This is a genomic window from Methylobacterium durans (assembly GCF_003173715.1).
GTDB classification, from domain to species: Bacteria; Pseudomonadota; Alphaproteobacteria; order Rhizobiales; family Beijerinckiaceae; genus Methylobacterium; species Methylobacterium durans.
In genome coordinates this window covers 3,106,072-3,126,376 of the sequence record NZ_CP029550.1, presented here as the reverse complement: position 1 = coordinate 3,126,376, position 20,305 = coordinate 3,106,072, and the positions used below count along the sequence as shown (strand labels likewise).

Here is a 20,305-nt window from a genome sequence, read left to right as displayed (position 1 = left end):
GGCTTCATGCGCCGGGCGCTGGCGGGCTGCCTCGCGCTCTCGCTCTCGGCCCCACCGATCGGCGTCTTCCTGATGCTGCGCCGGATGAGCCTGATGAGCGAGGCGATGAGCCACGCCATCCTGCCGGGCGCCGCGGCCGGCTTCCTCGTCGCCGGCCTGTCGCTGCCGGCGATGACCCTCGGCGGCCTCGCGGCCGGCCTCGCGGTGGCGCTGCTCGCCGGCCTCGTCACACGCTCGACGGTGCTGAAGGAGGATGCGAGCCTCGCCGCCTTCTACCTCATCTCGCTCGCCGCCGGTGTCCTCCTCGTCTCCCTGCGGGGCTCTCAGATCGACCTCCTGCACATCCTGTTCGGCACGGTGCTGGCCCTCGACGACCCGGCCCTGCTCCTCCTCGGCGGCATCGCCACCGTGACGCTCCTGGTGCTCGCCGCCCTCTACCGGCCCCTGGTGATGGAATGCGTCGACCCGCTCTTCCTGCGCACCGTGAGCCGCGCCGGAGGCCCGGTCCACCTCGCCTTCCTCGGCCTCGTGGTGATGAACCTCGTCGGCGGCTTCCAGGCGCTCGGGACGCTGCTCGCGGTCGGCCTGATGCTCCTGCCCGCCGTCACCGCCCGCTTCTGGGCCTCCGACCTCAGCGGCCTGATCCCGGTCTCGATGCTGGTCGCGGTGCTGGCGAGCGTCGTCGGCCTCAGCCTGTCCTACCACGCCGACCTGCCCACCGGCCCCGCCATCGTGCTGGCGGCGGGGGCCCTCTACCTCGTCTCGATGATGGTCGGACCGCGCGGCGGACTCGTCTACCGCCTCGTGCGCCCGCGCCACCTGGAGGCGTAATACCGGTCGACGGTGATAGCGACTCACGAGGTTTCGTATCGGCGGCGGATCTGGTTCGATGAGGCAAACCGGGAGGGTTTGCCATGTCCGCTGCGGTTGCTCTGCGTGAGGATTTCAACGCCGACGATCTTCGACGTCTGGCCAAGGCCAGCCGAGACGCGGGCCAGAGCCGCCGGCTGCTGGCGCTGGCCGAGATCTACGAGGGCGGCAGCCGCACGGATGCGGCTCGGATCGGGGTGGTAGGGTTGCAGACGGTGCGCGATTGGGTGCTCGCCTTCAACGCAGCTGGCCCGGCCGGGCTGATCAACCGCAAGGCCCCGGGCAACCCAGCCAAGTTGAGCGATGCGCAGCGTCAAGCGCTGGCGCAGATCGTCGAGAGCGGGCCGGACCCGGATCGACACGGCGTGGTGCGCTGGCGGCTGAAGGATCTCGCCGCCTGGATCTACGCCAGCTTCGGCGTGAGCCTGGACGAGAGCACGGTGGGCCGCACGGTGAAACAACTCGGCTTCCGCAAGCTGTCGGCACGCCCGCGCCATCATGAGCAGGACCCGGCCGCACTGGCAGCCTTCAAAAAAACTTGCCAGCCGAGGTGAGGGCGATCCGAGCCCGGCTGCCGGCTGGCGCGGCCATCGAGGTGTGGTGGTCAGACGAGGCTCGGGTCGGCCAGAAGAACACGCTGCCCCGCCGCTGGGCGCGCCGCGGCAGCCGGCCCTCGGCGCCCAAGGACCAACGTACGGCCCACGCCTACATCTTCGGAGCGATCTGTCCCGAGAAGGGCAAGGGTGCCGGCCTCATCATGCCGAGATGCGATACCGCGGCGATGAACGAGCACCTCAGGGAGATCAGCTGCAGCGTCGAGGAAGGCGCCCACGCCGTGCTGATCCTCGATGGGGCGGGCTGGCACGTCGCCCACGACCTCGTCGTGCCCGCCAACATCACCCTGCTGCCGCTGCCAGCCTGCGCCCCGGAACTCAACCCGGTCGAGAATGTCTGGCAGTTCCTGCGCGACAACTGGCTCGGCGACCGCGTCTTCTCGTCCTACGAGGACATTGTCGAGCAGTGCTGTCAGGTCTGGAACCGGTTCATCGACCAGCCTTGGAAGATCATGTCCATCGGCCTGCGTGACTGGGCCTATCAGTTATGATCACCACCGATTGGTATAAGACGCCCTTTAGAGGCTGAACAGGCTCATGATGCCGGAGACGATCGCGTAGACGAAGCCGGCATTCAGCGCGACGCCGAGCGTGCCGATGCCGAGCCCGACGAGGACGACGATCCCGTCCCGCTCCACGAGCCCGAGCCCGACGAGGCAGACCGCGAGCCCGAGCGGGATCTGCCCGACCACGGGCGCGGCGACGATCAGCGCCATCGCCAGCGTCAGCAGGATCAGCCCCATCCCGCGCATGCCGATCGCGGTCTCGAACACGGCCATGCGCGGGCGCGACCAGCGCTCCAGCCGCCGCAGCAGGGGCACGGCGCGGTTGACGGCCCGCTCCACGTCGCTGCGCGCGATGGAGCGGCCGAGCAGCGCCCGCGGCAGCCAGGGCGCCGACATGCCGGCGGCGATCTGCACCGCCACGAGGAGCAGCAGCAGACCGCAGATCAGCGGGATCGGCGGCGGCATCGGCAGGCAGTTCGGCAGGCCCAGGATGACGACGAGCAGCGCGAAGGCGCGGTCCCGCAGCACGGCGACGATGTCGCCGACGGTCAGCCTTTCCCCCTCCTGGCTCGCGAGCACGGTGAGGACGTCGGAAGTTCGGGCACCGGAATACAAGGGGTTCGGCCGCTGGCTGCTGTCCCGGGCGCGGCTCTAGCCGAGTTCGGTTCATGCGCCAAGCGCGCCAGCGCACCTGGCGGAACCGCCTCGGCGGTGCCCGCAGAACGTGCGGAAACCCGTGCATCCTCGTCGGAGAACGCGTCGCTGAAGTTATCGACGCCGGAAAAATCCGACTTCAGGTTCTCTTCAATCATGTCGACCGGATGATCTGCCGCCCACTTGAAACAACCAGAAATAATTCCTCGTCCCTGCCCATGAAATGCGTCGCATCTCTGGCGAAATCGAGGCGCGCAAGACTACACTGATCCGAATTCGATCGGTGCGAGTCTCCGGTGACACGGCGTCATCTGTCTGCCGCATACGCCGCCGCGCTTCTCCTCGCCGCCGAGCCCGCGCGCGGCGAGAGCTACCCGCTCGGTACGGTCGTGTTCGGCAGCCTCGACGCGGCGCCCTCCTCCTTCGCGGCGAACGGGGTGAAGGTCAATCTCGACCGGCACGGCGGCTCGGGCGTCGTGATCCTGGCGAGCGGCGGCTTCGGACGCCGATTCGAGACGCTCGTCTGCGCCTGCGGGACGCGGATCTTCGTCGCGCGCCTCGCCCGCTACACCGCCTCGGCCTCGACGCTCGCGGGCTACCAATGGGCGGGCGATCGGGGCATCGTTGCACTCTACTCGGGGCCCGAGGCCGCGCTCGAGGCGCTGATGGACGGAGGCGGCATCGGCCTCCTGCCCGCGCGCTTCGGCCTGCGCCTGCAGGGCGAGATCTGGGCTCACCCAACCGCGGACACCCTCGTCAACGGCACCCTGATCCTCGGCTCGGCCCGGGGCGACCTGTGGAGCCGCCTCGCCGTCGGCTACCGCCTCTGGGGCGCCTTTCTCGGCCCGGAGGCGAGCCTCTACGCGGACCGGTCGGGCTACGGCAAAGCGAATCTCGGCCTCCACGCCACCGACGTTCCGCTCTGGCGCTACAACATGCGGGTCTCGGCCGGTGTGCAGTTCGAGAGCGGGCGGTCGGCCCCGAGCCCCTACCTCTCGCTGACCTTCTGGATGAACCTGCAATAAGCCGGCGCTAGCCGCCGAACCCGAGTTCGAGCTGGCCCTCCGGCGGCGGCGGCTCCGCCGCGAGACCGGACAGGAAGCGGGCGGAATCCGCCGCGATCTCGGCCCGGCGCCGGTCCCCCATCTTCGCCAGCGTCCGGTAGGGCATGGCGAGGCGCGGGTTGCCCGCGAGACGCTCCGCGTTCTCCATCAGGAAGTGCCAGTAGAGGTAGTTGAACGGGCAGGCCCGGGGGCCGGCCTTCCGCTTCACGTCGTAGGCGCAGGGCCCGCAATAATCCGACATCCGGTCGATGTAGGCGCCCGAGGCCGCGTAGGGCTTAGAGCCCATCACGCCCCCGTCCGCCCACAGCACCATGCCGTGGACGTTCGGCAGTTCCACCCACTCGAAGGCGTCGGCGAAGACGATCAGGTACCATTCCTCGACCTGCGCCGGCGCGATCCCGGCGATCAGGGCGAAGTTGCCCGTCACCATCAGGCGCTGGATGTGGTGGGCGTAGGCGTTCGCCCGCGTGTCCCGGACGACCTGCGCGAGGCAGTTCATCGGCGTGTCGCCCGACCAGTAGAACCAGGGCAGGTCGCGCGTGGCGGCAAGCGCGTTGGTGCGGGCGTAGTCCGGCATCCGCGCCCAGTAGAGGCCGCGCACGTATTCCCGCCAGCCGAGGATCTGGCGGATGAACCCCTCCGCGCAGTTCAGCGGCACGTCGCCGGCGCGAAATGCCCGCTCGGCCGCGCGGCAGACCTCCTCGGGCGTGAGGAGGCCGGCATTGAGGGCCGGCGCCAGCAGCGCGTGGTAGAGGAAAGGAGCGCCCGCCTGCATCGCGTCCTGATAGTCGCCGAAGGTCGGCAGGCACTCGGCGACGAAGTGCTTGAGCGCCTGAAGGGCGTCCGACCGCGTCACCGGCCAGGCGAAGCCGTCGAGGTCGCCGAAATGCTCGGGGAAGCGCGCGGCCACGAGGTCGATCACCTCTCGGGTGATCGCGTCCGGCGCGAAGCCGGGGCGGCGCGGCGGGACGTGGCCCTTCGGCAGGCGCCTGCGATTGTCGGCGTCGAAGTTCCACTGGCCCCCGACCGGCTCAGGCCCCTCCATCAGGAGGCCGGTGCGGCGGCGCATGCCCTGGTAAAAGGTCTCCATGCGCAGGCTGCGCCTGTCCCCGGCCCAGGCCGCGAATTCCGCCCGCGGGCAGAGGAATCGGTTGTCGTCGCGGATCTCGACGGGGATGGGAAGATCGTCCCGCCAGCCCCGCATCATTGCGAGGACGCGCCACTCGCCGGGCTCGGTCACCACCACCCGATCGGGCCTGTGGCGGGCGACCGCGCGTTCGAGCTCACCCGTGAAGCTGCCGGTGTTGCCCGCATCGTCGAGGCGGACGTAATCGACCGCGATCCCTTCGGCCGCGAGTTCGGCCGCGAAATGGCGCATCGCCGAGAACAGGAACGCGATCTTCTGCTTGTGGTGGCGAACATAGGTCGCCTCGGCCTCGACCTCGACGATCAGGACCACGTCGCGGTCCGGGTCGAGGTCGGTCAGCGAACTCACCCGCCGGTGGAGCTGGTCGCCGAGGACGAAGCGCAGAATGCGCGGCGCGCGGTGCGCGCTTCCCCCGCCACCGGCTCAGCCCTTGGTGCGCAGCATCGCCCGCCCGCCATCGGCGCCGATGATCTGTCCGGTGATCCAGGCCGCCTCCTCGGAGACGAGGAAGCTCGCCAGTGCCGCGATGTCCTCCGGACGGCCGAGGCGCTGCAGGGCGTGCATCTGGGCAATGCCCTGGGCCAGGGTGTCGTTGCCGGTGATGGCGGCGGCAAGCGGCGTGCGGGTGAGCGAGGGCGCCACCACGTTGACGCGCACCTGCGGCGCGAGCTCGGCCGCGAGGGACAGGGCGAGCCCCTCGACGGCGCCCTTCGCCATCGCGACCGAGGCGTGCGAGGGAAGCCCTGCGCCACGGCAACCGTCGAGAACAGGACGACGCCCGCCCCCGCCTCGCCCGCTCCGGCCTTCAGGGCGGGCGCCGCCGCTTGAAGCGCCAGGAAGGCGCCGAGCGCGTTGATGCGGAAATCGGCCTCGACATCCTCGGCCGTCAGCCGCGCGAGATGGCGGAGGTTGATGGTGCCGACCGCGTAGACGAGGCCGCCGAGGCGGGAGCCCGCCTCGCGCGTCACCTGATCGAAGAAGGCGGGGTCCGCGACGTCGCCCGCCGTGATCGTGGTGTCGCCGAACTCGTCCGCGGCCTCCGCGAGCCGTGCGGCGTCGCGGGCGGCGAGGTGCAGCTGGCAGCCCCGCGCCCGCAGGGCCCGCGCCGTGGCGCGCCCGATGCCGCCCGTGCCCCCGTAGATCACCACCCGTTCCATTGGCCGTCTCCTCGGCAAATCCTCGGGCGCGCCGCAATTTCTCCGGGAGATCGCGACCCAGGCATTATTTGTGATTAGGTATGGCGCGGGACAGCGCCGTGGAGGTCGCGGAGCGCTGCCCCGCCCCATCGCCGATGTCGCAGCCGCGCCAATGCAAGCGGCGTCAGGAGCCTGCATGAAGTTCGCGTTCGCGGGCATCGACTTCCTCGGCGGCGTGTTCGATGCGCTGATCCAGGCCGGCTGGACGCCGATCAAGCTGTTCACCCGCCCCTGCGACGGGATCTACGATCACAACGAGGCGGTCGTGGCGCTCGCGCGCCAGCGCCGGCTGCCCATGCAGCTCTCCCGGATGCGGGTCTCCGATCTCGACGCGCTCAACGCCGCCCACGGCCGCGACTGGGCCCTCGTCGTGGCGGGCTATCCCTGGCTCATCACCGGCTGGCACGGCCGCGCAGCCTACGCGCTGAACTTCCACCCCTCCCCTCTGCCGACGGGGCGCGGCCCCTACCCGCTCTTCCGGGCGATCAGCGAGGGCTACGAGAGCTGGGGTGTCACCGCGCACGTGCTGGCCGAGCAGGGCTTCGACACGGGCGACATCCTGGCCCAGGACATCTTCCCCGTCTCGTCCGGGGAGACGCACGAATCCCTTCTCGCCAAGTGCCAGATGGCGGCGCGCCGGCTCGCCGCCGGCCCGATCGCGCGCGACCTGCCGGCGCGCTGGCGCAGGCCCGAGCCGCAGGGCGACGGCTCGTACTGGGCGCGGGTGAGCGATGCCGACCGCACCCTCGACTTCCGCCAGGAGGTCGAGGCGATTCTGCGCCGGGTGCGGGCCTTCGGATCGATCGAGACGATCGCCCGCCTCGGCGACAGTCGCGTCTTCGTCGCCGCCGCCGAGGGCTGGCGGGAGGCGCACAACACCACGCCCGGCACCATCGTCCACCGCTACCGACGCCAGATCGTGGTGGCGGCCCGGGACGGCTACGTGCTCGTCACCCGCTGGAGCCTCGTGCCGCTCAACGAGGCCGGGCAGATCGGCCGCTGAGATGGCTCGGATGCGCCGCAAGGGCGATCTCCCGTCGAAGCCCTGCGCCCAGTGCGGCAGGCCCTTCGCGTGGCGCAAGAAATGGGAGCGCGTCTGGGAGGAGGTCCGCTACTGCTCGGACCGCTGCCGGGCGGAGGCGAAGCGGGAGCGGACGGAGTGACCGGGCATCCCGTGGCCACCCGGACGGTCAGGTCGTCAGCGCCTCCGGCGTGTCGACATCGAAGCCCGTCCCGGCGGTCCCCGCGACCTCCAGCACGTCGTCGCGCCCGGCCAGCAGCGGACCGGCGCCCCGGTCGCCCGAGAGCGCGGCGAGGGCCGGCCCGAGGCGGCGCAGGTTGAGGAGCACCGGGTTGCCGCGCCGGCCCGCATGGACGGGGACCACGGCGGCCGGGGCCGGATCGGCGTCCGCGAAGGCGTCGGCGAGGCGGTCGAGGTCGGCCCCCGTGATGCGCGGCATGTCGCCGAGTAGGATCACGGCCGCCGCGATCTCTCCGGGCAGGGCAGCGAGCCCGGTCTTCAGGGAAGTCGAGAGACCGTCCGCGTAATCGGGATTCTCCACGCAGGTGAGGTCGAGGTCGCGAAGCGCCGCGCGCATGTCCGCGGCGTGCGCGCCGAGGATTGCCACGACCGGGCGCAGACGCGAGGCGAGCGCGGCCTCCGCCGCGTGACGCACCAGGGGGCGGCCGTCGAGATCGGCGAGAAGCTTGGGCTCGGGCCCGAAGCGGGTGCCGCGCCCGGCCGCGAGGATCAGGGCGGCGATCGCCTCAGCCATCCTCCTCCTCCGCGCTCGCGCCGCCGCCGCGCGGCTGCGGGCGCAAGACGATCTCGGTGAGGAGGCCGCCGACGCCGAAGGCCACGATGTCGGCGCGGGTCACGGCGAGCCCGGCGAGCAGCCGGTGCAGGACCCAGTCGAACCCGTTCTCCTTGGGCGAGCGGGCGCAGCCCGGCGCGCCGATCACCGGCACGTCCCCGCGCGCGCCGACGAGGAGCAGGTTGCCCGGATCGACCGGCATGCCGAGATGATCGACCCGGCCGCCCGCCGCCTCGATGCCGGCCGGGATCACGTCCCGCCGGTCGGCGATGGCCGAGGCGCCGAAGATCACGGCGAGGTCGGCGCCCTCCCGGTCGATCAGTTCCGCCAGTGAAGCGGCGACGGCGGCGGCCGCGTGCGGAACGCGGCGCTCGGCGACGATCCCCGCGCCGGTCGGTGCGAGGCGCTGCGCCAGGATGCGGAGGGTCTTGTCGACGGTCGATGGCTTGAGGCCGGGCAGGAGGGTCGAGACCACGCCGATCCGGGCGAGCCGGTAGGGCGCCACGTCGATCCGGGCGGACGCAGCCGCCGCCCGCGCCCGGTCGAGGAGCGCGCCCGGCACCGCGTAGGGAATGATCTTGACGGTCGCCACCATCTCTCCGGCCGCCACCGGCCTGAAGGGCGGCAGCGTCGCCACCGTGATCGCCTCGTCGACCGCGTTCGCCGCGTCGATCCCGTCCCGGGCGACGCGCAGCACACCGGCCTGCGCCGCGTAAAGATTGCAGCGGCCCGTGAAGGGCTGCCCGGCATCGACCCCGGCACCGGCGAGATCGTGTGCGAGGCGCGACGCCGCCTCGTCCTCGCCGAGATCCCCGGGCTCCAGGCGCGCCGCGACCACCTCGCTCAGCCCGGCGGCTTCGAGCCGGTCGACGATCTCGGGCGAGATCGCGTGCCCCTTGCGCAGGACCGCCTCGTCAGCCCGGACGGAATGCGCCGCGATCAGGCCCGCGGCCTCGTGCAGCGGGACCGGCCCGAACTTCACGCGCTCTCTCCCATCCGGCGCCGCGCCGCGACGATCTCGGCGAGGATCGCGAGCGCGATCTCGGACGGGGTCGCGGCGCCGATATCGAGGCCGATCGGGGCGCGGATCCGGCCGGTCTCGGCCTGCCCGAAGCCGGCCTCCGTCAGGCGCTCGACGCGCCGCGCGTGGGTTTTCCGCGAGCCCAGGGCGCCGACGTAGAAGCAGCCCGCCCGCAGGGCGGAGCGAAGCGCCGGATCATCGATCTTGGGATCGTGCGTCAGGGCCGCCACCGCGCAGTAGCGGTCGAGCGGCGGAACCGGCCCGGCGAACGCCGCCTCCGGCCAGAGCGTCACGAGATCGACGCCCGGGAAGCGTTCGGGCGTCGCGAAGGCGGTGCGCGGATCGATCACCGTCACGGCGAGGTCGAGGAGCCCCGCCATCGGCGCGAGCGCCTGGCTGATATGGACGGCGCCGATCACCACGAGCCGCACCGGCGGCACCTGAACCGTGAGGAAGAGGTCTCGCCCCCCGCCACCACGGTCCCGCTGCGGCCGCCCGCGAGATGCGCGCGCAAGGGTTCGGCGAGCGGGTCGGCGGCGATCTCCGCCTCGCGCACCAGCCGCTGCTCGCCGCTCGCGACGTCGGTGACGAGGATCGTGGCGCGGCGCGCGGCGCGCTCGGCGTTGAGCGCCGCAAGGGTCTCGACGCGCATCAGACGACCCGTTCGAGGAAGACGCGAATGCGGCCGCCGCAGGACAGGCCCGCCCGCCACGCGGTCTCGTCGGCGACGCCGAATTCGAGGATGCGCGGGCGCCCATCCACGATCACGTCGAGCGCTTCGGTGATGACCTCGCCCTCGACGCAGCCGCCCGAGACCGAACCCAGGAAATGGCCCGCGCCGTCGACGACGAGGTGGCTGCCGACCGGTCGCGGTGCCGAGCCCCAGGTCTCGATCACGGTGGCGAGGGCGACGTCGCGCCCGTCGCGCCGCCAGCTCTCGGCGGCGGCGAGGATGTCGGTGTCGGTGGCGAGCATGGCGCGGGATCCCGCAACGGGCGGCGGGCCGCCCTCCGGCCGCGCCCGAACGTGTGGACAGGCAGGCAGTTAGGCGGTCCGCCCGCGGGCGCAAGGCGATGAGGTCCCGCGATCCGGCAACACGTGCCTTTCCGCACCGCGCGGCAGGGATTATCACCCTTCATCGTCGGACAGATCTCAGCAGCGCGAGTATCGATGAGACACCTCGCAGCCGCCCTTCTCGCCCTCCTCGCGGCCTGCGCCCCGGCCCTCGCTCAGGCGCCCGTGAAGATCGGGCTGTCGCTGCCGCTGACGGGGCCCGACGCGGCCTACGGTCAGGGCCTGCGCCTCGGCGCGGAGCAGGCGGTGGCGGATCTCAACCGGAGCGGCGGCCGCAAGCTCGCCCTCGTGGTGGCGGACGATGCCGGCGATCCGAAGCAGGGGGCGGCCCTCGCCCGGAAATTCGCGGCCGAGGGCGTGAGCCTCGTCGTCGGCCCCTTCGCCTCCTCGGTCGCGGCCCTCGCGCAGCCGGCCTACGAGGAGGCCGGCATCGTGCTGGTGACCCCCGGCGCCACCTGGACGCCGCTCACCGGCCGCGGCGCCTGGAACCTGTTCCGCCTCGCCCCGAGCGATGCCCAGCAGGCTGCCTTCGCAGGATCCTACCTGGCCGACCGCTACGGCACGCGCCGCATCGGCCTCGTGCATGACCGCACCACCTTCGGACGGGGCCTCGCCGACGAGGTCGCCCGAACCCTGAAGGCGCGGGGCCGGCGCGAGGTCCTGTTCGAGAGCCTGCCCCGCGGCTCGAAGGACGCCGCCGACCTCGCCGAGCGGCTGAAGCGGGCGGCCGTCGAGGCCGTCTATTTCGGCGGCCTCGCGCCGGAGGCCGCCCTGCTGATCAAGGCGATGCGGGAGGCGGGCCTCGACGCGCCCCTCGTCGGCAGCGATGGCCTCCTCGACAAGGACTTCGCGCAGGCGGCGGGCCCCGGCGCCGAGGGCACGGTGATGACGATGGAGCCGGAGCCGCGCCGCCTGCCGGAGGTGCGGGGGACGAAGGCGCCGCCGCCCCGCACGCCCGAGGCGGAGGCCGTGGCGGCGCGCGCCTACGCGGCGGTGGAGCTCCTGGCACAGGGAATCGTCCGGGCGCGATCGACGCAAGGCCAGAAGGTCGCCGCGGCGCTGCGGCAGGAGGCTCCGATCCGGACGATCGTCGGCGACCTCGCCTTCGACGCGCAGGGCGACACGCGCTATCCCGATCTCGTCCTGCGGACCTGGCGCCGCACGCCGGACGGGCGGATCGACTATCTCGGGCCCGAGACCGGCCCCTGAGAGGCGCTTTCCTGTCGATGGCGATCCGCGACGGGGCGCACGCGCTTGCGTCGCCCGCCGCCCGCCACTACATGCGTGCTACGCTTGACGGCTTCGCGCATCCGACGGGATCGGACCCGCCGCCCCGGCGTTTTGCTGATTGGCTGGTGATTTTGGTCCCCGATCGCCGCGCATGTCGGGCGATCCGGCTGGAGTGGATGGATGGCGAAAGAAGAATTGATGCAGTTCGACGGTCTCGTTCTCGAGATCCTTCCGGATGCCCGCTACCGCGTGCAGCTCGACCAGGGTCACGAGATCGTGGCCTACACGGCCGGCAAGATGAAGAAGAACCGCATCAAGACCCTCGCCGGCGACCGCGTCACGGTCGAGATGTCGCCCTACGACCTGGAGAAGGGCCGCCTCGTCTTCCGTCACAAGGACGAGCGCTCCGGCCCCCGTCCGCCGGTCCGTGGCGGCCAGTTCCGGCGCCGCTGACGCGTCTTCCAGAACCAGCCCCGCCCCAGGCGCCGGCCCGCTCCCCGCGTGGCCGGCGTTGTCGTGTCCGGGTGCCTCAGCGCCCGAACCGCTCGAATTTCGGGAAGCTGCGCGTCATCAGGGTGCCGGCCTCGGCGCGGTGGCCCATCCACTTCTCGAGGATCTGCGCGTTGGCGAGCCGCGCCTGCCCCGAGCCGTCCCGCCAGGGCAGGCCCTCGGCGAGGGTGAAGATGCAGGCATCCGCGAGGCTCGCCGCCCGGCAGCGCTGCAGGCGCACGCCCTTGCCGCGGGCGAGTTCCGGCAGTTCCGAGACGGGGAAGACGAGGAGCAGCTTGTCCGAGGAGCAGACCGCCACGTGGTCGCCCTCGCCGGCCGGCACCAGCACGGCCGCCACAGCCGTGCCGTCGAGGCCGAGGATGCCCTTGCCCTTGCGGGTGTTGGCGATGAGCGCGTCCGCCGGCGCCAGGAAGCCGCGCCCGTCCGAGCCCGCGATCAGCAGCCGGCTGCCCGCCTGGTAGGGCAAGGCCGCGACGATCTCGGTGCCGTCGTCGAGATCGACCATCAGGCGGATCGGGTCGCCGAAGCCGCGCCCGCCCGGCAGCTTCGAGGCTTCGAGGGTGAAGACCTTGCCGTTCGAGGCGAGGACCAGGATCTTGGCCGTCGTCTCGGTGGGGAAGCCGATCTTGAGGCTGTCGTCGCCCTTGAAGGCGATGCCGGAGAGGTCGGCGACGTGGCCTTTCAGCGCCCGCAGCCAGCCCTTCTGCGAGACGATCACGGTGATCGGCTCGCGCTCGACCATCGCGGCCGTGAAGTCGATGCCGGCGGTGTCCGGCGGGTTCTCCAGGGTGGTGCGGCGGGCGCCGAGCTTGGTCTCCGGCCCGAAGGTCTTCTTCACCGCCCGGATCTGCTGGGTGATCGTCTTCCACTGGAGCGGTTCGGAGCCGAGCAGCCCCTCGAGCCCCTCCTTCTCGGCGGTGAGCGATTCGAGCTCGCGCTTCAGCTCCATCTCCTCCAGCTTGCGCAGGGAGCGCAGGCGCGTGTCGAGGATGGCGTTCGCCTGGATCTCGGTCAGCGTGAAGCGGGCGATGAGCGCCGCCTTCGGCTCGTCCTCCTCGCGGATGATGCGGATCACCTCGTCGAGGTCGAGATAGACGATGAGCAGGCCGCCCAGGATCTCCAGGCGCCGCTCGATCTGGCCGAGGCGGAAGCGCGAGCGGCGCTGGAGCACGACCCGGCGATGGTCGAGCCACTCGCGCAGGGCCTCGGCGAGGCCGATCACCCGCGGCACCTGCCCGCCCACGAGGACGTTCATGTTGAGCGGGATGCGGGCCTCGAGCTCCGAGAGCCGGAACAGCGATTCCATCAGCACGACCGGATCGACGCTGCGCGAGCGCGGCTCCAGCACGACGCGCACGTCCTCGGCCGATTCGTCGCGCACGTCGGCGAGGAGCGGCAGCTTGCGCTCCTGCAGAAGCTCCGCGAGCTTCTCGATCAGCCGCGCCTTCGGCACGCCGTAGGGGATCTCGGTGACGACGATGTTCCAGGTTCCGCGGCCGAGATCCTCCTTGGCCCAGCGGGCGCGCACGCGGAAGGCGCCGCGGCCGGTGCGGTAGGCCTCGGTGATGGTCTGGGCCGAGTCGATCAGGATGCCGCCGGTGGGGAAGTCCGGCCCCTTCACGAAGCTGTTGAGCTGCTCCGAGGTCGCCGCCGGGTGGCTGATCAGGTAGAGGGCCGCGTCGCAGAGCTCGGCCGCGTTGTGGGGCGGGATCGAGGTCGCCATGCCGACCGCGATGCCCTGGCTGCCGTTGGCGAGCAGGTTCGGGAAGGCCGCCGGGAGGACCGAGGGCTCCTCCTTCTCGCCGTTGTAGGAGGGCCGGAAATCGACCGTGTCCTCGTCGATCCCGTCGAGGAGGAGCCGCGCCACCTCGGTCAGCCGCGCCTCGGTGTAGCGGTAGGCGGCCGGGCCGTCGCCGTCGATGTTGCCGAAATTGCCCTGGCCGTCGACGAGCGGGTAGCGCTGCGCGAAATCCTGCGAGAGCCGCACCAGCGCGTCGTAGATCGCCTGGTCGCCGTGCGGGTGGAAATCGCCCATCACGTCGCCGACGATCTTGGCGCATTTCTTGTGCACCGTGTTCGGGTCGAGGCGGAGCAGGCGCATGCCGTAGAGGATGCGCCGGTGCACCGGCTTCAGGCCGTCGCGGGCGTCGGGCAGGGCCCGATGCATGATGGTCGAGAGGGCGTAGGCGAGGTAGCGCTCTTCCAGCGCGGTCTTCAGCTCGACGCTCTCGACGTCGCCGGTCGGCGGCTCGAAGGGCTGGCCCATGAAAGCTCCGGAGGGAATCGCTCAAAGAAAGAACATAGCACGAACAGACTCACGCGGGCGCGAGACCGAGTGCGACGAATCGCGTCCGCTCCTCGGGGACCGCGAGGCCGCGGGGCTCCCAGAGGTGGCGAGCCAGGAAATACCCCGTCAAGGTAAATCCCTGGCGAACGTCCTCCGGCCCGGGTACGCGGTTGGCGCCCACGCGCTCGCCGAGGAAGGCCGGAAGCGGCAGGAGGCGGTCGCGGTAGGGCTCGCCGGCCGAGGCGCTGACCGCGCGGCCGGTCTTGGGCGAGACGTAGATCAGGGCGTCGTTGCCGCCCGTCGCCGCGCAGGCGTCGAGATCGAGGCCGAAGCCGAGTTCGGACAGCACCGCGAGCTCGAAACGCACCATGAGCGCGGAAGCGATGGCCCTGTCGTCGAGGTGGTCGAAGAGCACCTGCGCCGCCTCGTAGAGGGCGGGGTGCGGGTCGCGCTCCGGCAGGAGCCGCAGCAGGCCCGCCATGTGGTTGACCCCGTAGAGGGCGAGGCCCGATCCGATCAGGCGGGAGGCGACGAGGTCGAGGGGCTCGACCACGTAGGAGCCGAGGCCCTCGTCGATCCGTGCGCGCCAGCTCACGCGAATGCGGTTGCCGGGCTGCAGGACTGGCTGCATCCGGCGCGAGCGGCCGCCATGGACGAGCCCGAGATGGCGCCCGTGCCCGGCCGTCATCGCTTCCAGGATCACCCCCGTCTCGCCGTGCCGGCGCAGGCCGATCACGAAGGCGTCGTCGCTCCAGTGCATGGGAGACAGATAAGCATCCGGACGCGAAAATGTGAGCGCCCGAACCGGTTTGATGGTTGCGCCGGCAACGGTATCGTCGCCGTTCGCCGGAGGCGAGCGCTCGTGATTGAAGATCATCCCACCGCCCATCTCGGCGCCGCCCTGGCCCTCTTCTGGCTCGGCGGCTGCACGGGCGCGTCGAGGCCACCGATCGCCGCGACGGAGGCGGTGCCGGCGGGCTTTCGGGAGCGCGTCGCGGCCGTGGCGCTCGCCCAAGTGCCATTCGGCGCCGTCTCGCTCCTGCCCGTCTCCTTCGAGAAGAGCCGCATCGCCGGCCCCTTCGAGGATGGCGGGCGCACCCTCTACTGCGTGACGAGCCGGATGCGGGGGCGCAGCCTCCTCGGCACCGAGCGCGCGAAGGTCGTGATCCGGGAGGAGATCGGCAGCGAGCGGCTGAGCGTGGTGCGGGACGAGCCGGAGGTCTGCGAGGGACACCGCTCGGTGCCCTTCCCCGAACTCGAAGCCTACGCGGCGCGGCGAAGCTGAGCCCGGGCTTGATCCTGCGCCGCGGCGATGGTCCCCTCGGGACCATGTCGGCCTCGAACCTCGCCCTCACCCTGGACCTAATCGCCCGCGCCCATCCCGAGCCCGTCGCGGACGATGCCACGGCGCTGCACCTCCTCACCGACGACGAATTGCGGCCCGGCCTCGCGAGCGCGGTCGGGGGCAAGCCCGGACCCGCCGACGAGATCTGGGTCTTCGCCTACGGCTCGCTGATGTGGCAGCCGGAATTCGCGGTGGCCGAGCGCCGGATCGGGCTGGTGCGGGGCTTCCACCGGCGCTTCTGCCTGCTGCAGCGGCGCTTCCGCGGCACGGTCGAGCGGCCGGGCTTCGTGCTGGCGCTCGACCGCGGCGGCACCTGCAAGGGCGTCGCCTTCCGCCTCGCGGGTACGGATCCGATGGCGACGCTGATGCCGGTCTGGCGCCGGGAGATGAAGGGCAACGGCTACGCGTCCCGCTGGCTGCCGGTCGAGACGGAGTGCGGCGTCGTCCACGCCCTCGCCTTCATCGTGAACCGCCTCGGCGACCGCTACGCGGGCCGGCTGAGCGAGCCCGAGATCGCCGAGAAGATCGCGGCGGCCTGCGGGCATCTGGGCCCCAGCGCCGAGTACCTGCTGCGCACGGCCCAGGCCTGCGCCGAACTCGGCATCCGCGACCGGCACCTGACGCGGCTGCAGGCGCTGGTGGCGGAGCGGCTGCGGGGGTGCGATGCCTGATCCCGGAGGATCGCGCGGCATGGCACACGCGTCACCTCTCCCGTCCGGGAGAGGTCGAGTCCGCAGGATGCGGACCGGGTGAGGGATGCAGGTCTGTCCGGAGCGGTCGCACCCCTCACCCCAACCCTCTCCCGAACGGGAGAGGGTGCGCGTCGTGCCTCCCGTGCCGACGGGGCGACGTCGTCGCCTGAGAAGCGGAACCCACCTCTCCCGTCCGGGAGAGGTCGAGTCCGCGGAACGCGGATCGGGTGAGGGATACAGGTCTGTCCGGAGCGGTCGCACCCCTCACCCCAACCCTCTCCCGAACGGGAGAGGGCGCGCGCAGCGCCAACCCGGCGCCCGCTCAGTTCACCTCCACCTGCACCACCCCGGGCACGGCCCGGAGGGCGCCGGCCACCTGCGGGCTCGCCTGGTACTTGCCCGGCAGCTTCACCTCCACCTCGCGCTCGCCCCCGTCGAGGATCAGGATCAGCGAGACCTCGCCCTCGCCCCGCAGGGACAGGCGCTGCTGCACGGAGCCGATCGGGCGCTCGTCGCGCAGGTAGATCCGCATGCCCTTCTGGTAGCGGGCCACTGCCTGGTCGAGGGGTTCGGCCGTCTGGATGCGGGCGCGCACGTCCTCGCCCTCCAGATTCGCCTGGAGCTGCAGCACCAGCGGGCGGCCGGGCTCCAGGATGTCCCGGTAATGGCCGAGCCCTTCCGAGAAGATGATCGCCTCGAAATGCCCGGTCTGGTCCGAGAGGGTGACGATGCCGAGCTTGTTGCCGGTCTTGGTGCGCCGCTCCGAGCGGTCGAGCACCGAGGCGGCGACGCGCCCGACGCTGGTGGAGCCGGAGCGCACAGCGCGGCAGAACTCGGCCCAGGTCTGGACGCGCAGCTTCTCCAGCAGGTGGCCGTACTCGTCGAGCGGGTGGCCGGAGAGGAAGAAGCCGATCGCGTCGTATTCCTTCTTCAGCTTCTCGGCCATCGGCCAGGGGTCATAGGCCGGGATGCGCAGGGACACGTCCGCCGAGGCGACCCCGCCGAACATGTCGGCGATGCCCGTCGTCTCGGCCTCCGCCGCCCCTTGCGCCAGCTTCATCATCGGCTCGACCGCCGCGAAGGCCCGGGCCCGGTCCGGCTCGATGCAGTCGAGGGCGCCGGCCGCGATCAGGTTCTCCAGCGTCCGCTTGTTGACGTGGCGCGGGTTGAGGCGGCGCGCGAGGCAGGCGAGGTCGCGGAACGGGCGGTTCCCGCGCGCCTCGACGATCGCCTCCACGGCCGCACGCCCGACGCCCTTGATCGCGGCCAGCGCGTAGCGGATGCGGCCCGCATCCTCGTCGACCTGGACCTCGAACACGACGCCGGACGAGTTGATCGAGGGCGGCTCGACCACGATCTTCAGGCGCTGCGCGTCCTGGCGGAATTCGGCGAGCTTGTCGGTGTTGTCGATGTCGAGGGTCATCGCGGCGGCGAGGAACTCGACGGGGTAATTCGCCTTCAGGTAGGCCGTCTGGTAGGTCAGCAGCGCGTAGGCCGCCGCGTGGCTCTTGTTGAAGCCGTAATCGGCGAACTTGGCCAGGAGATCGAAGATCTCGTCCGCCTTCGCCTTGGTCAGGCCCCGCTCCACGGATCCCTTCACGAAGCGGTCGCGCTGGGCGTCCATCTCCGCCTTGATCTTCTTGCCCATGGCGCGGCGCAGGAGGTCGGCGTCGCCGAGCGAATAGCCGGCCAGCACCTTGGCCACCTCCATCACCTGCTCCTGGTAGACGATGATGCCGAAGGTCTCCTTCAGGATCGGCTCCAGCTTCGGGTGCGGGTACCAGCTCGCCTCGTTGCCGGCGTCGCGACCGAGCTTGCGCTCGCAATAGACCGGGATGTTGGCCATCGGGCCCGGCCGGTAGAGGGCGACGAGGGCGATGATGTCCTCGAAGCGGTCGGCCTGCATCTCGCAGAGCGCCTTGCGCATGCCGGCCGATTCCACCTGGAACACGCCGACCGTCTCGCCGCGCTTCATCGGCTCGTAGGTCTTCGGGTCGTCGAGCGGCAGGCTCGCGAGGTCGACCTCGATGCCGCGCAGCTTCAGGAGGTCCGTGCAGCAGCGCAGCATGGTGAGCGTCTTGAGGCCGAGAAAGTCGAACTTCACGAGCCCCGCCTGCTCGACCCACTTCATGTTGAACTGGGTCACCCGCATGCCCGTCTTCGGGTCGCGGTAGAGGGGCACGAGCTGCTCCAGCGGCCGGTCGCCGATGACGACACCGGCGGCGTGGGTCGAGGCGTGGCGGTGCAGGCCCTCCAGCTTCTTCGAGATCTCCATGAGCCGGGCGACGATCGGCTCCTCCTCGATCGCGCTCTGGAGCTTCGGCTCGCCCTCGATCGCCTGGGCGAGCGTCACCGGGTTCGCCGGGTTCTGCGGCACGAGCTTCGTCAGCTTGTCGACCTGCCCGTAGGGCATCTCCAGCACGCGGCCGACGTCCCGCAGCACGCCGCGGGCGAGCAGCGTGCCGAAGGTGATGATCTGGGCGACCTGCGCATGCCCGTAGCGCTCCTGCACGTACTGGATGACGCGCTCGCGGCCCTCCACGCAGAAGTCGATGTCGAAATCCGGCATCGAGACGCGCTCGGGGTTGAGGAAGCGCTCGAACAGCAGGCCGAACCGGAGCGGGTCGAGGTCGGTGATGAGGAGCGACCACGCGACGAGGGAGCCGGCGCCCGAGCCGCGGCCCGGCCCGACCGGGATGTCGTGGTCCTTGGCCCACTTGATGAAGTCCGAGACGATCAGGAAGTAGCCCGGGAACTTCATCTTGACGATGACGTCGAGCTCGAAGGCGAGGCGCTCCCGGTAGACGTCCTCCGACATGCCCGGCGCGGTGCCGTGCTGCTTCAGGCGCAGCTCCAGCCCGGCCTCGGCCTGGCGCCGCAGCTCCGCCGGCTCGTCGAGGGCGATGACCTCGGCGACCGCGTTCGCGGCCTCGGCGCGGGCCTCCGCCGTCCCGGCGAGCGCGGCCTCCCTGTCGGCGGCGGCGACGCTGCCGAAATTCGGCAGGATCGGCTTGCGGGTGCGCACCCTATAGGCGCAGCGCATGGCGATCTCGACGGTGGCCGAGAGCGCATCCGGCAGGTCGCGGAACAGCTCCGCCATCTCGGCGCGGGTCTTGAAGGCGTGGCGCGGCGTCAGGCGCCGGCGGCGCTCGTCCGAGACGAGGCGGCCTTCCGCGATGGCGAGCAGCGCGTCGTGCGCCTCGTAATCGCCGGTCTTGCCGAAGAAGGGCTCGTTCGTTGCGGCGATGGGGAGCCCGTGGCGTTCGGCGAGGCGCAACAATTCGCGCTCGACCCGGCGCTCGTCGTCGAGCCCGTGGCGCTGCAACTCGACGTAGAGCCGATCCTCGCCGAAGGCCGCCAGGAGCTGCCCGAGACGCGCGGACGCAAGTTCAGGGCGGCCGGCGCGCAACGCCAGGTCGAGCGGACCGGTCGCGCCGCCGGTGATCGCGATCAACCCGTCGACGTCGTGTTTGAGATCGCTCGCCGAGACCCGCGGCGCCTCGCCGAGCGGCCCGTCGAAATAGGCGCGGCTCGCCAGCCGCAGCAGGTTGCCGTAGCCCGCCTCGTCCTGGGCCAGGATGACGATGTTGCAAGCGGGCACGCTCAGGCGGGCCAGCGGGTCCGGCGCCTCGAAGGCGACCGAGAGCTGCATGCCGGCGATCGGCTGGATGCCGGAACCCGCCGCCTTCTCGGAAAACTCCAACGCGCCGAACAGGTTGTTGGTGTCGGTCAGCGCCAGGGCGGGCTGCCGGTCGGCGATGGCCGCCTTCACGAGGTCGCCGACCTTGAAGGCGCCCTCGAGCAGGGAATAGGACGAGTGAACGTGGAGGTGGACGAATCCGACCTCCCTGAGCTGGCGCGCCATGACCGACCTTGTTCGTGGTCGGCCAGGATTCCGGCTCGGGCTTAAGGTGTCATCCGCAAAGGCGGGGCTCTTCGCAGATGTCCACCGCCATGTGCCCTCCGGGCATCACCGGCCCCGCCGATCCGCCCGAAACCGCACCTCACGCGCGCTTTCCTGTGGGCGGCACCCGTGGGGCGGGAACTTTTCGCGAACGGAGAGGGGCCGTTAATGCAGCGGCGCCAAGGCTACGGCCCAGAGCGCCACCGCGCTCGACAGGAGCCCGAAGGCCGTGAACTCGATCAGCCCCGTCAGGACGTTCCGCTTCGTGCTCGTCGCGTGCATCTGCGCCTCCTTCTGATGGCCTGAGTTTTGTTCCTGTTTTGTTCTAAGTAAAGCGGGGATAGCGGGCAGACGCGCGGGGTGGTTAGCAGAAGGTT

Annotated in this window: 17 protein-coding genes and 2 pseudogenes; 9 read left to right on the top strand and 10 right to left on the bottom strand. The window is 71.3% G+C overall.

All coding sequences use genetic code 11. From position 1 onward, the window contains the following. Window positions 1-6: 6 nt before the first annotated feature. Both DK389_RS14425 and DK389_RS14420 read left to right on the top strand, forming a co-directional pair. Window positions 7-831, top strand: a complete 825-nt coding sequence (locus DK389_RS14425) for a metal ABC transporter permease (protein ID WP_109896394.1) — start codon at window positions 7-9, stop codon at window positions 829-831. Between the two features lie 83 nt (window positions 832-914). Continuing rightward, window positions 915-1,975 (top strand): IS630 family transposase gene (locus DK389_RS14420; protein WP_109887384.1). Its coding sequence is split into 2 segments (ribosomal slippage): window positions 915-1,401 and window positions 1,401-1,975, totalling 1,062 coding nucleotides; the frame shifts between segments, so codons are not numbered across the junction. Between the two features lie 27 nt (window positions 1,976-2,002). Here DK389_RS14420 and DK389_RS14415 read toward each other — a convergent pair. After that, the gene (locus DK389_RS14415; RefSeq protein ID WP_109896392.1) at window positions 2,003-2,569 is read right to left on the bottom strand and encodes an exopolysaccharide biosynthesis protein; all 567 of its coding nucleotides are present in this window, start codon (window positions 2,567-2,569) and stop codon (window positions 2,003-2,005) included. Window positions 2,570-2,940: 371 nt separating this feature from the next. Between DK389_RS14415 and bcsS the strand changes: the two genes are divergently transcribed. Continuing rightward, window positions 2,941-3,669 (top strand): cellulose biosynthesis protein BcsS, encoded by a 729-nt coding sequence (bcsS, locus tag DK389_RS14410; RefSeq protein ID WP_109890551.1) that lies wholly within the window; start codon window positions 2,941-2,943, stop codon window positions 3,667-3,669. A gap of 7 nt (window positions 3,670-3,676) precedes the next feature. On the opposite strand, the gene DK389_RS14405 is transcribed toward bcsS, so the two are convergent. Then, window positions 3,677-5,242 carry a cryptochrome/photolyase family protein gene (locus DK389_RS14405; RefSeq protein WP_109890549.1) on the bottom strand — a complete coding sequence of 522 codons (1,566 nt, stop codon included), beginning with the start codon at window positions 5,240-5,242 and terminating at the stop codon, window positions 3,677-3,679. A 36-nt stretch (window positions 5,243-5,278) separates the two neighbouring features. Beyond that, window positions 5,279-6,012, bottom strand: a pseudogene (locus DK389_RS14400) (SDR family NAD(P)-dependent oxidoreductase). Window positions 6,013-6,187: 175 nt separating this feature from the next. On the opposite strand from DK389_RS14400, the gene DK389_RS14395 reads away from it, so the two are divergent. Together DK389_RS14395 and DK389_RS14390 are read left to right on the top strand one after the other, a co-directional pair. Further along, window positions 6,188-7,054, top strand: coding sequence for a methionyl-tRNA formyltransferase (locus tag DK389_RS14395; RefSeq protein ID WP_109890547.1), 867 nt, complete (start codon window positions 6,188-6,190; stop codon window positions 7,052-7,054). 1 nt (window position 7,055) lies between these two features. Then, on the top strand, window positions 7,056-7,214 hold the full coding sequence (locus tag DK389_RS14390; protein WP_194075205.1) for a DUF2256 domain-containing protein: 159 nt from the start codon (window positions 7,056-7,058) through the stop codon (window positions 7,212-7,214). Between the two features lie 27 nt (window positions 7,215-7,241). Here DK389_RS14390 and DK389_RS14385 read toward each other — a convergent pair whose 3' ends face one another. From DK389_RS14385 to DK389_RS14370, 4 genes and pseudogenes are all read right to left on the bottom strand, one after another. After that, entirely contained in the window at window positions 7,242-7,826 is a 585-nt protein-coding gene (locus DK389_RS14385) for a nucleotidyltransferase family protein (RefSeq protein WP_109890545.1), read from the bottom strand. Further along, complete coding sequence (locus DK389_RS14380; protein WP_109890543.1) at window positions 7,819-8,847, bottom strand: molybdopterin-binding protein; 1,029 nt, start codon at window positions 8,845-8,847, stop codon at window positions 7,819-7,821. Before DK389_RS14380 ends, DK389_RS14385 begins: the two co-directional genes overlap by 8 nt. Continuing rightward, window positions 8,844-9,538: pseudogene (locus DK389_RS14375) on the bottom strand (XdhC family protein). Before DK389_RS14375 ends, DK389_RS14380 begins: the two are co-directional and overlap by 4 nt. After that, window positions 9,538-9,861 carry an XdhC family protein gene (locus DK389_RS14370; protein ID WP_109890541.1) on the bottom strand — a complete coding sequence of 108 codons (324 nt, stop codon included), beginning with the start codon at window positions 9,859-9,861 and terminating at the stop codon, window positions 9,538-9,540. The pseudogene DK389_RS14375 and the gene DK389_RS14370 overlap by 1 nt, the downstream one beginning before the upstream one ends. 195 nt (window positions 9,862-10,056) lie before the next feature. On the opposite strand from DK389_RS14370, the gene DK389_RS14365 reads away from it, so the two are divergent. Further along, complete coding sequence (locus DK389_RS14365) at window positions 10,057-11,169, top strand: branched-chain amino acid ABC transporter substrate-binding protein (RefSeq protein WP_109890539.1); 1,113 nt, start codon at window positions 10,057-10,059, stop codon at window positions 11,167-11,169. A gap of 201 nt (window positions 11,170-11,370) precedes the next feature. Next, the gene (gene infA / locus DK389_RS14360; RefSeq protein WP_109890537.1) at window positions 11,371-11,643 is read left to right on the top strand and encodes a translation initiation factor IF-1; all 273 of its coding nucleotides are present in this window, start codon (window positions 11,371-11,373) and stop codon (window positions 11,641-11,643) included. Window positions 11,644-11,719: 76 nt separating this feature from the next. Here the strand turns inward: infA and parC are convergent, their stop codons facing one another. Next, window positions 11,720-13,966 (bottom strand): DNA topoisomerase IV subunit A, encoded by a 2,247-nt coding sequence (parC, locus tag DK389_RS14355; RefSeq protein WP_109890535.1) that lies wholly within the window; start codon window positions 13,964-13,966, stop codon window positions 11,720-11,722. A gap of 49 nt (window positions 13,967-14,015) precedes the next feature. Next, window positions 14,016-14,747 (bottom strand): DNA repair protein RecO, encoded by a 732-nt coding sequence (recO, locus tag DK389_RS14350; RefSeq protein WP_109890533.1) that lies wholly within the window; start codon window positions 14,745-14,747, stop codon window positions 14,016-14,018. Window positions 14,748-14,849: 102 nt separating this feature from the next. Here recO and DK389_RS14345 point away from each other — a divergent pair, with 102 nt between their 5' ends. Together DK389_RS14345 and DK389_RS14340 are read left to right on the top strand one after the other, a co-directional pair. Then, window positions 14,850-15,272: a hypothetical protein gene (locus DK389_RS14345; protein ID WP_236960875.1), complete on the top strand. Its 423-nt coding sequence runs from the start codon at window positions 14,850-14,852 to the stop codon at window positions 15,270-15,272. A gap of 44 nt (window positions 15,273-15,316) precedes the next feature. Then, window positions 15,317-16,003: a gamma-glutamylcyclotransferase gene (locus DK389_RS14340; protein ID WP_109896386.1), complete on the top strand. Its 687-nt coding sequence runs from the start codon at window positions 15,317-15,319 to the stop codon at window positions 16,001-16,003. 343 nt (window positions 16,004-16,346) lie between these two features. On the opposite strand, the gene dnaE is transcribed toward DK389_RS14340, so the two are convergent. Beyond that, a complete protein-coding gene (gene dnaE / locus DK389_RS14335) occupies window positions 16,347-19,889 on the bottom strand; it encodes a DNA polymerase III subunit alpha (protein WP_109890531.1) in 3,543 nt (1,180 codons plus the stop codon). Window positions 19,890-20,305: the final 416 nt, after the last annotated feature.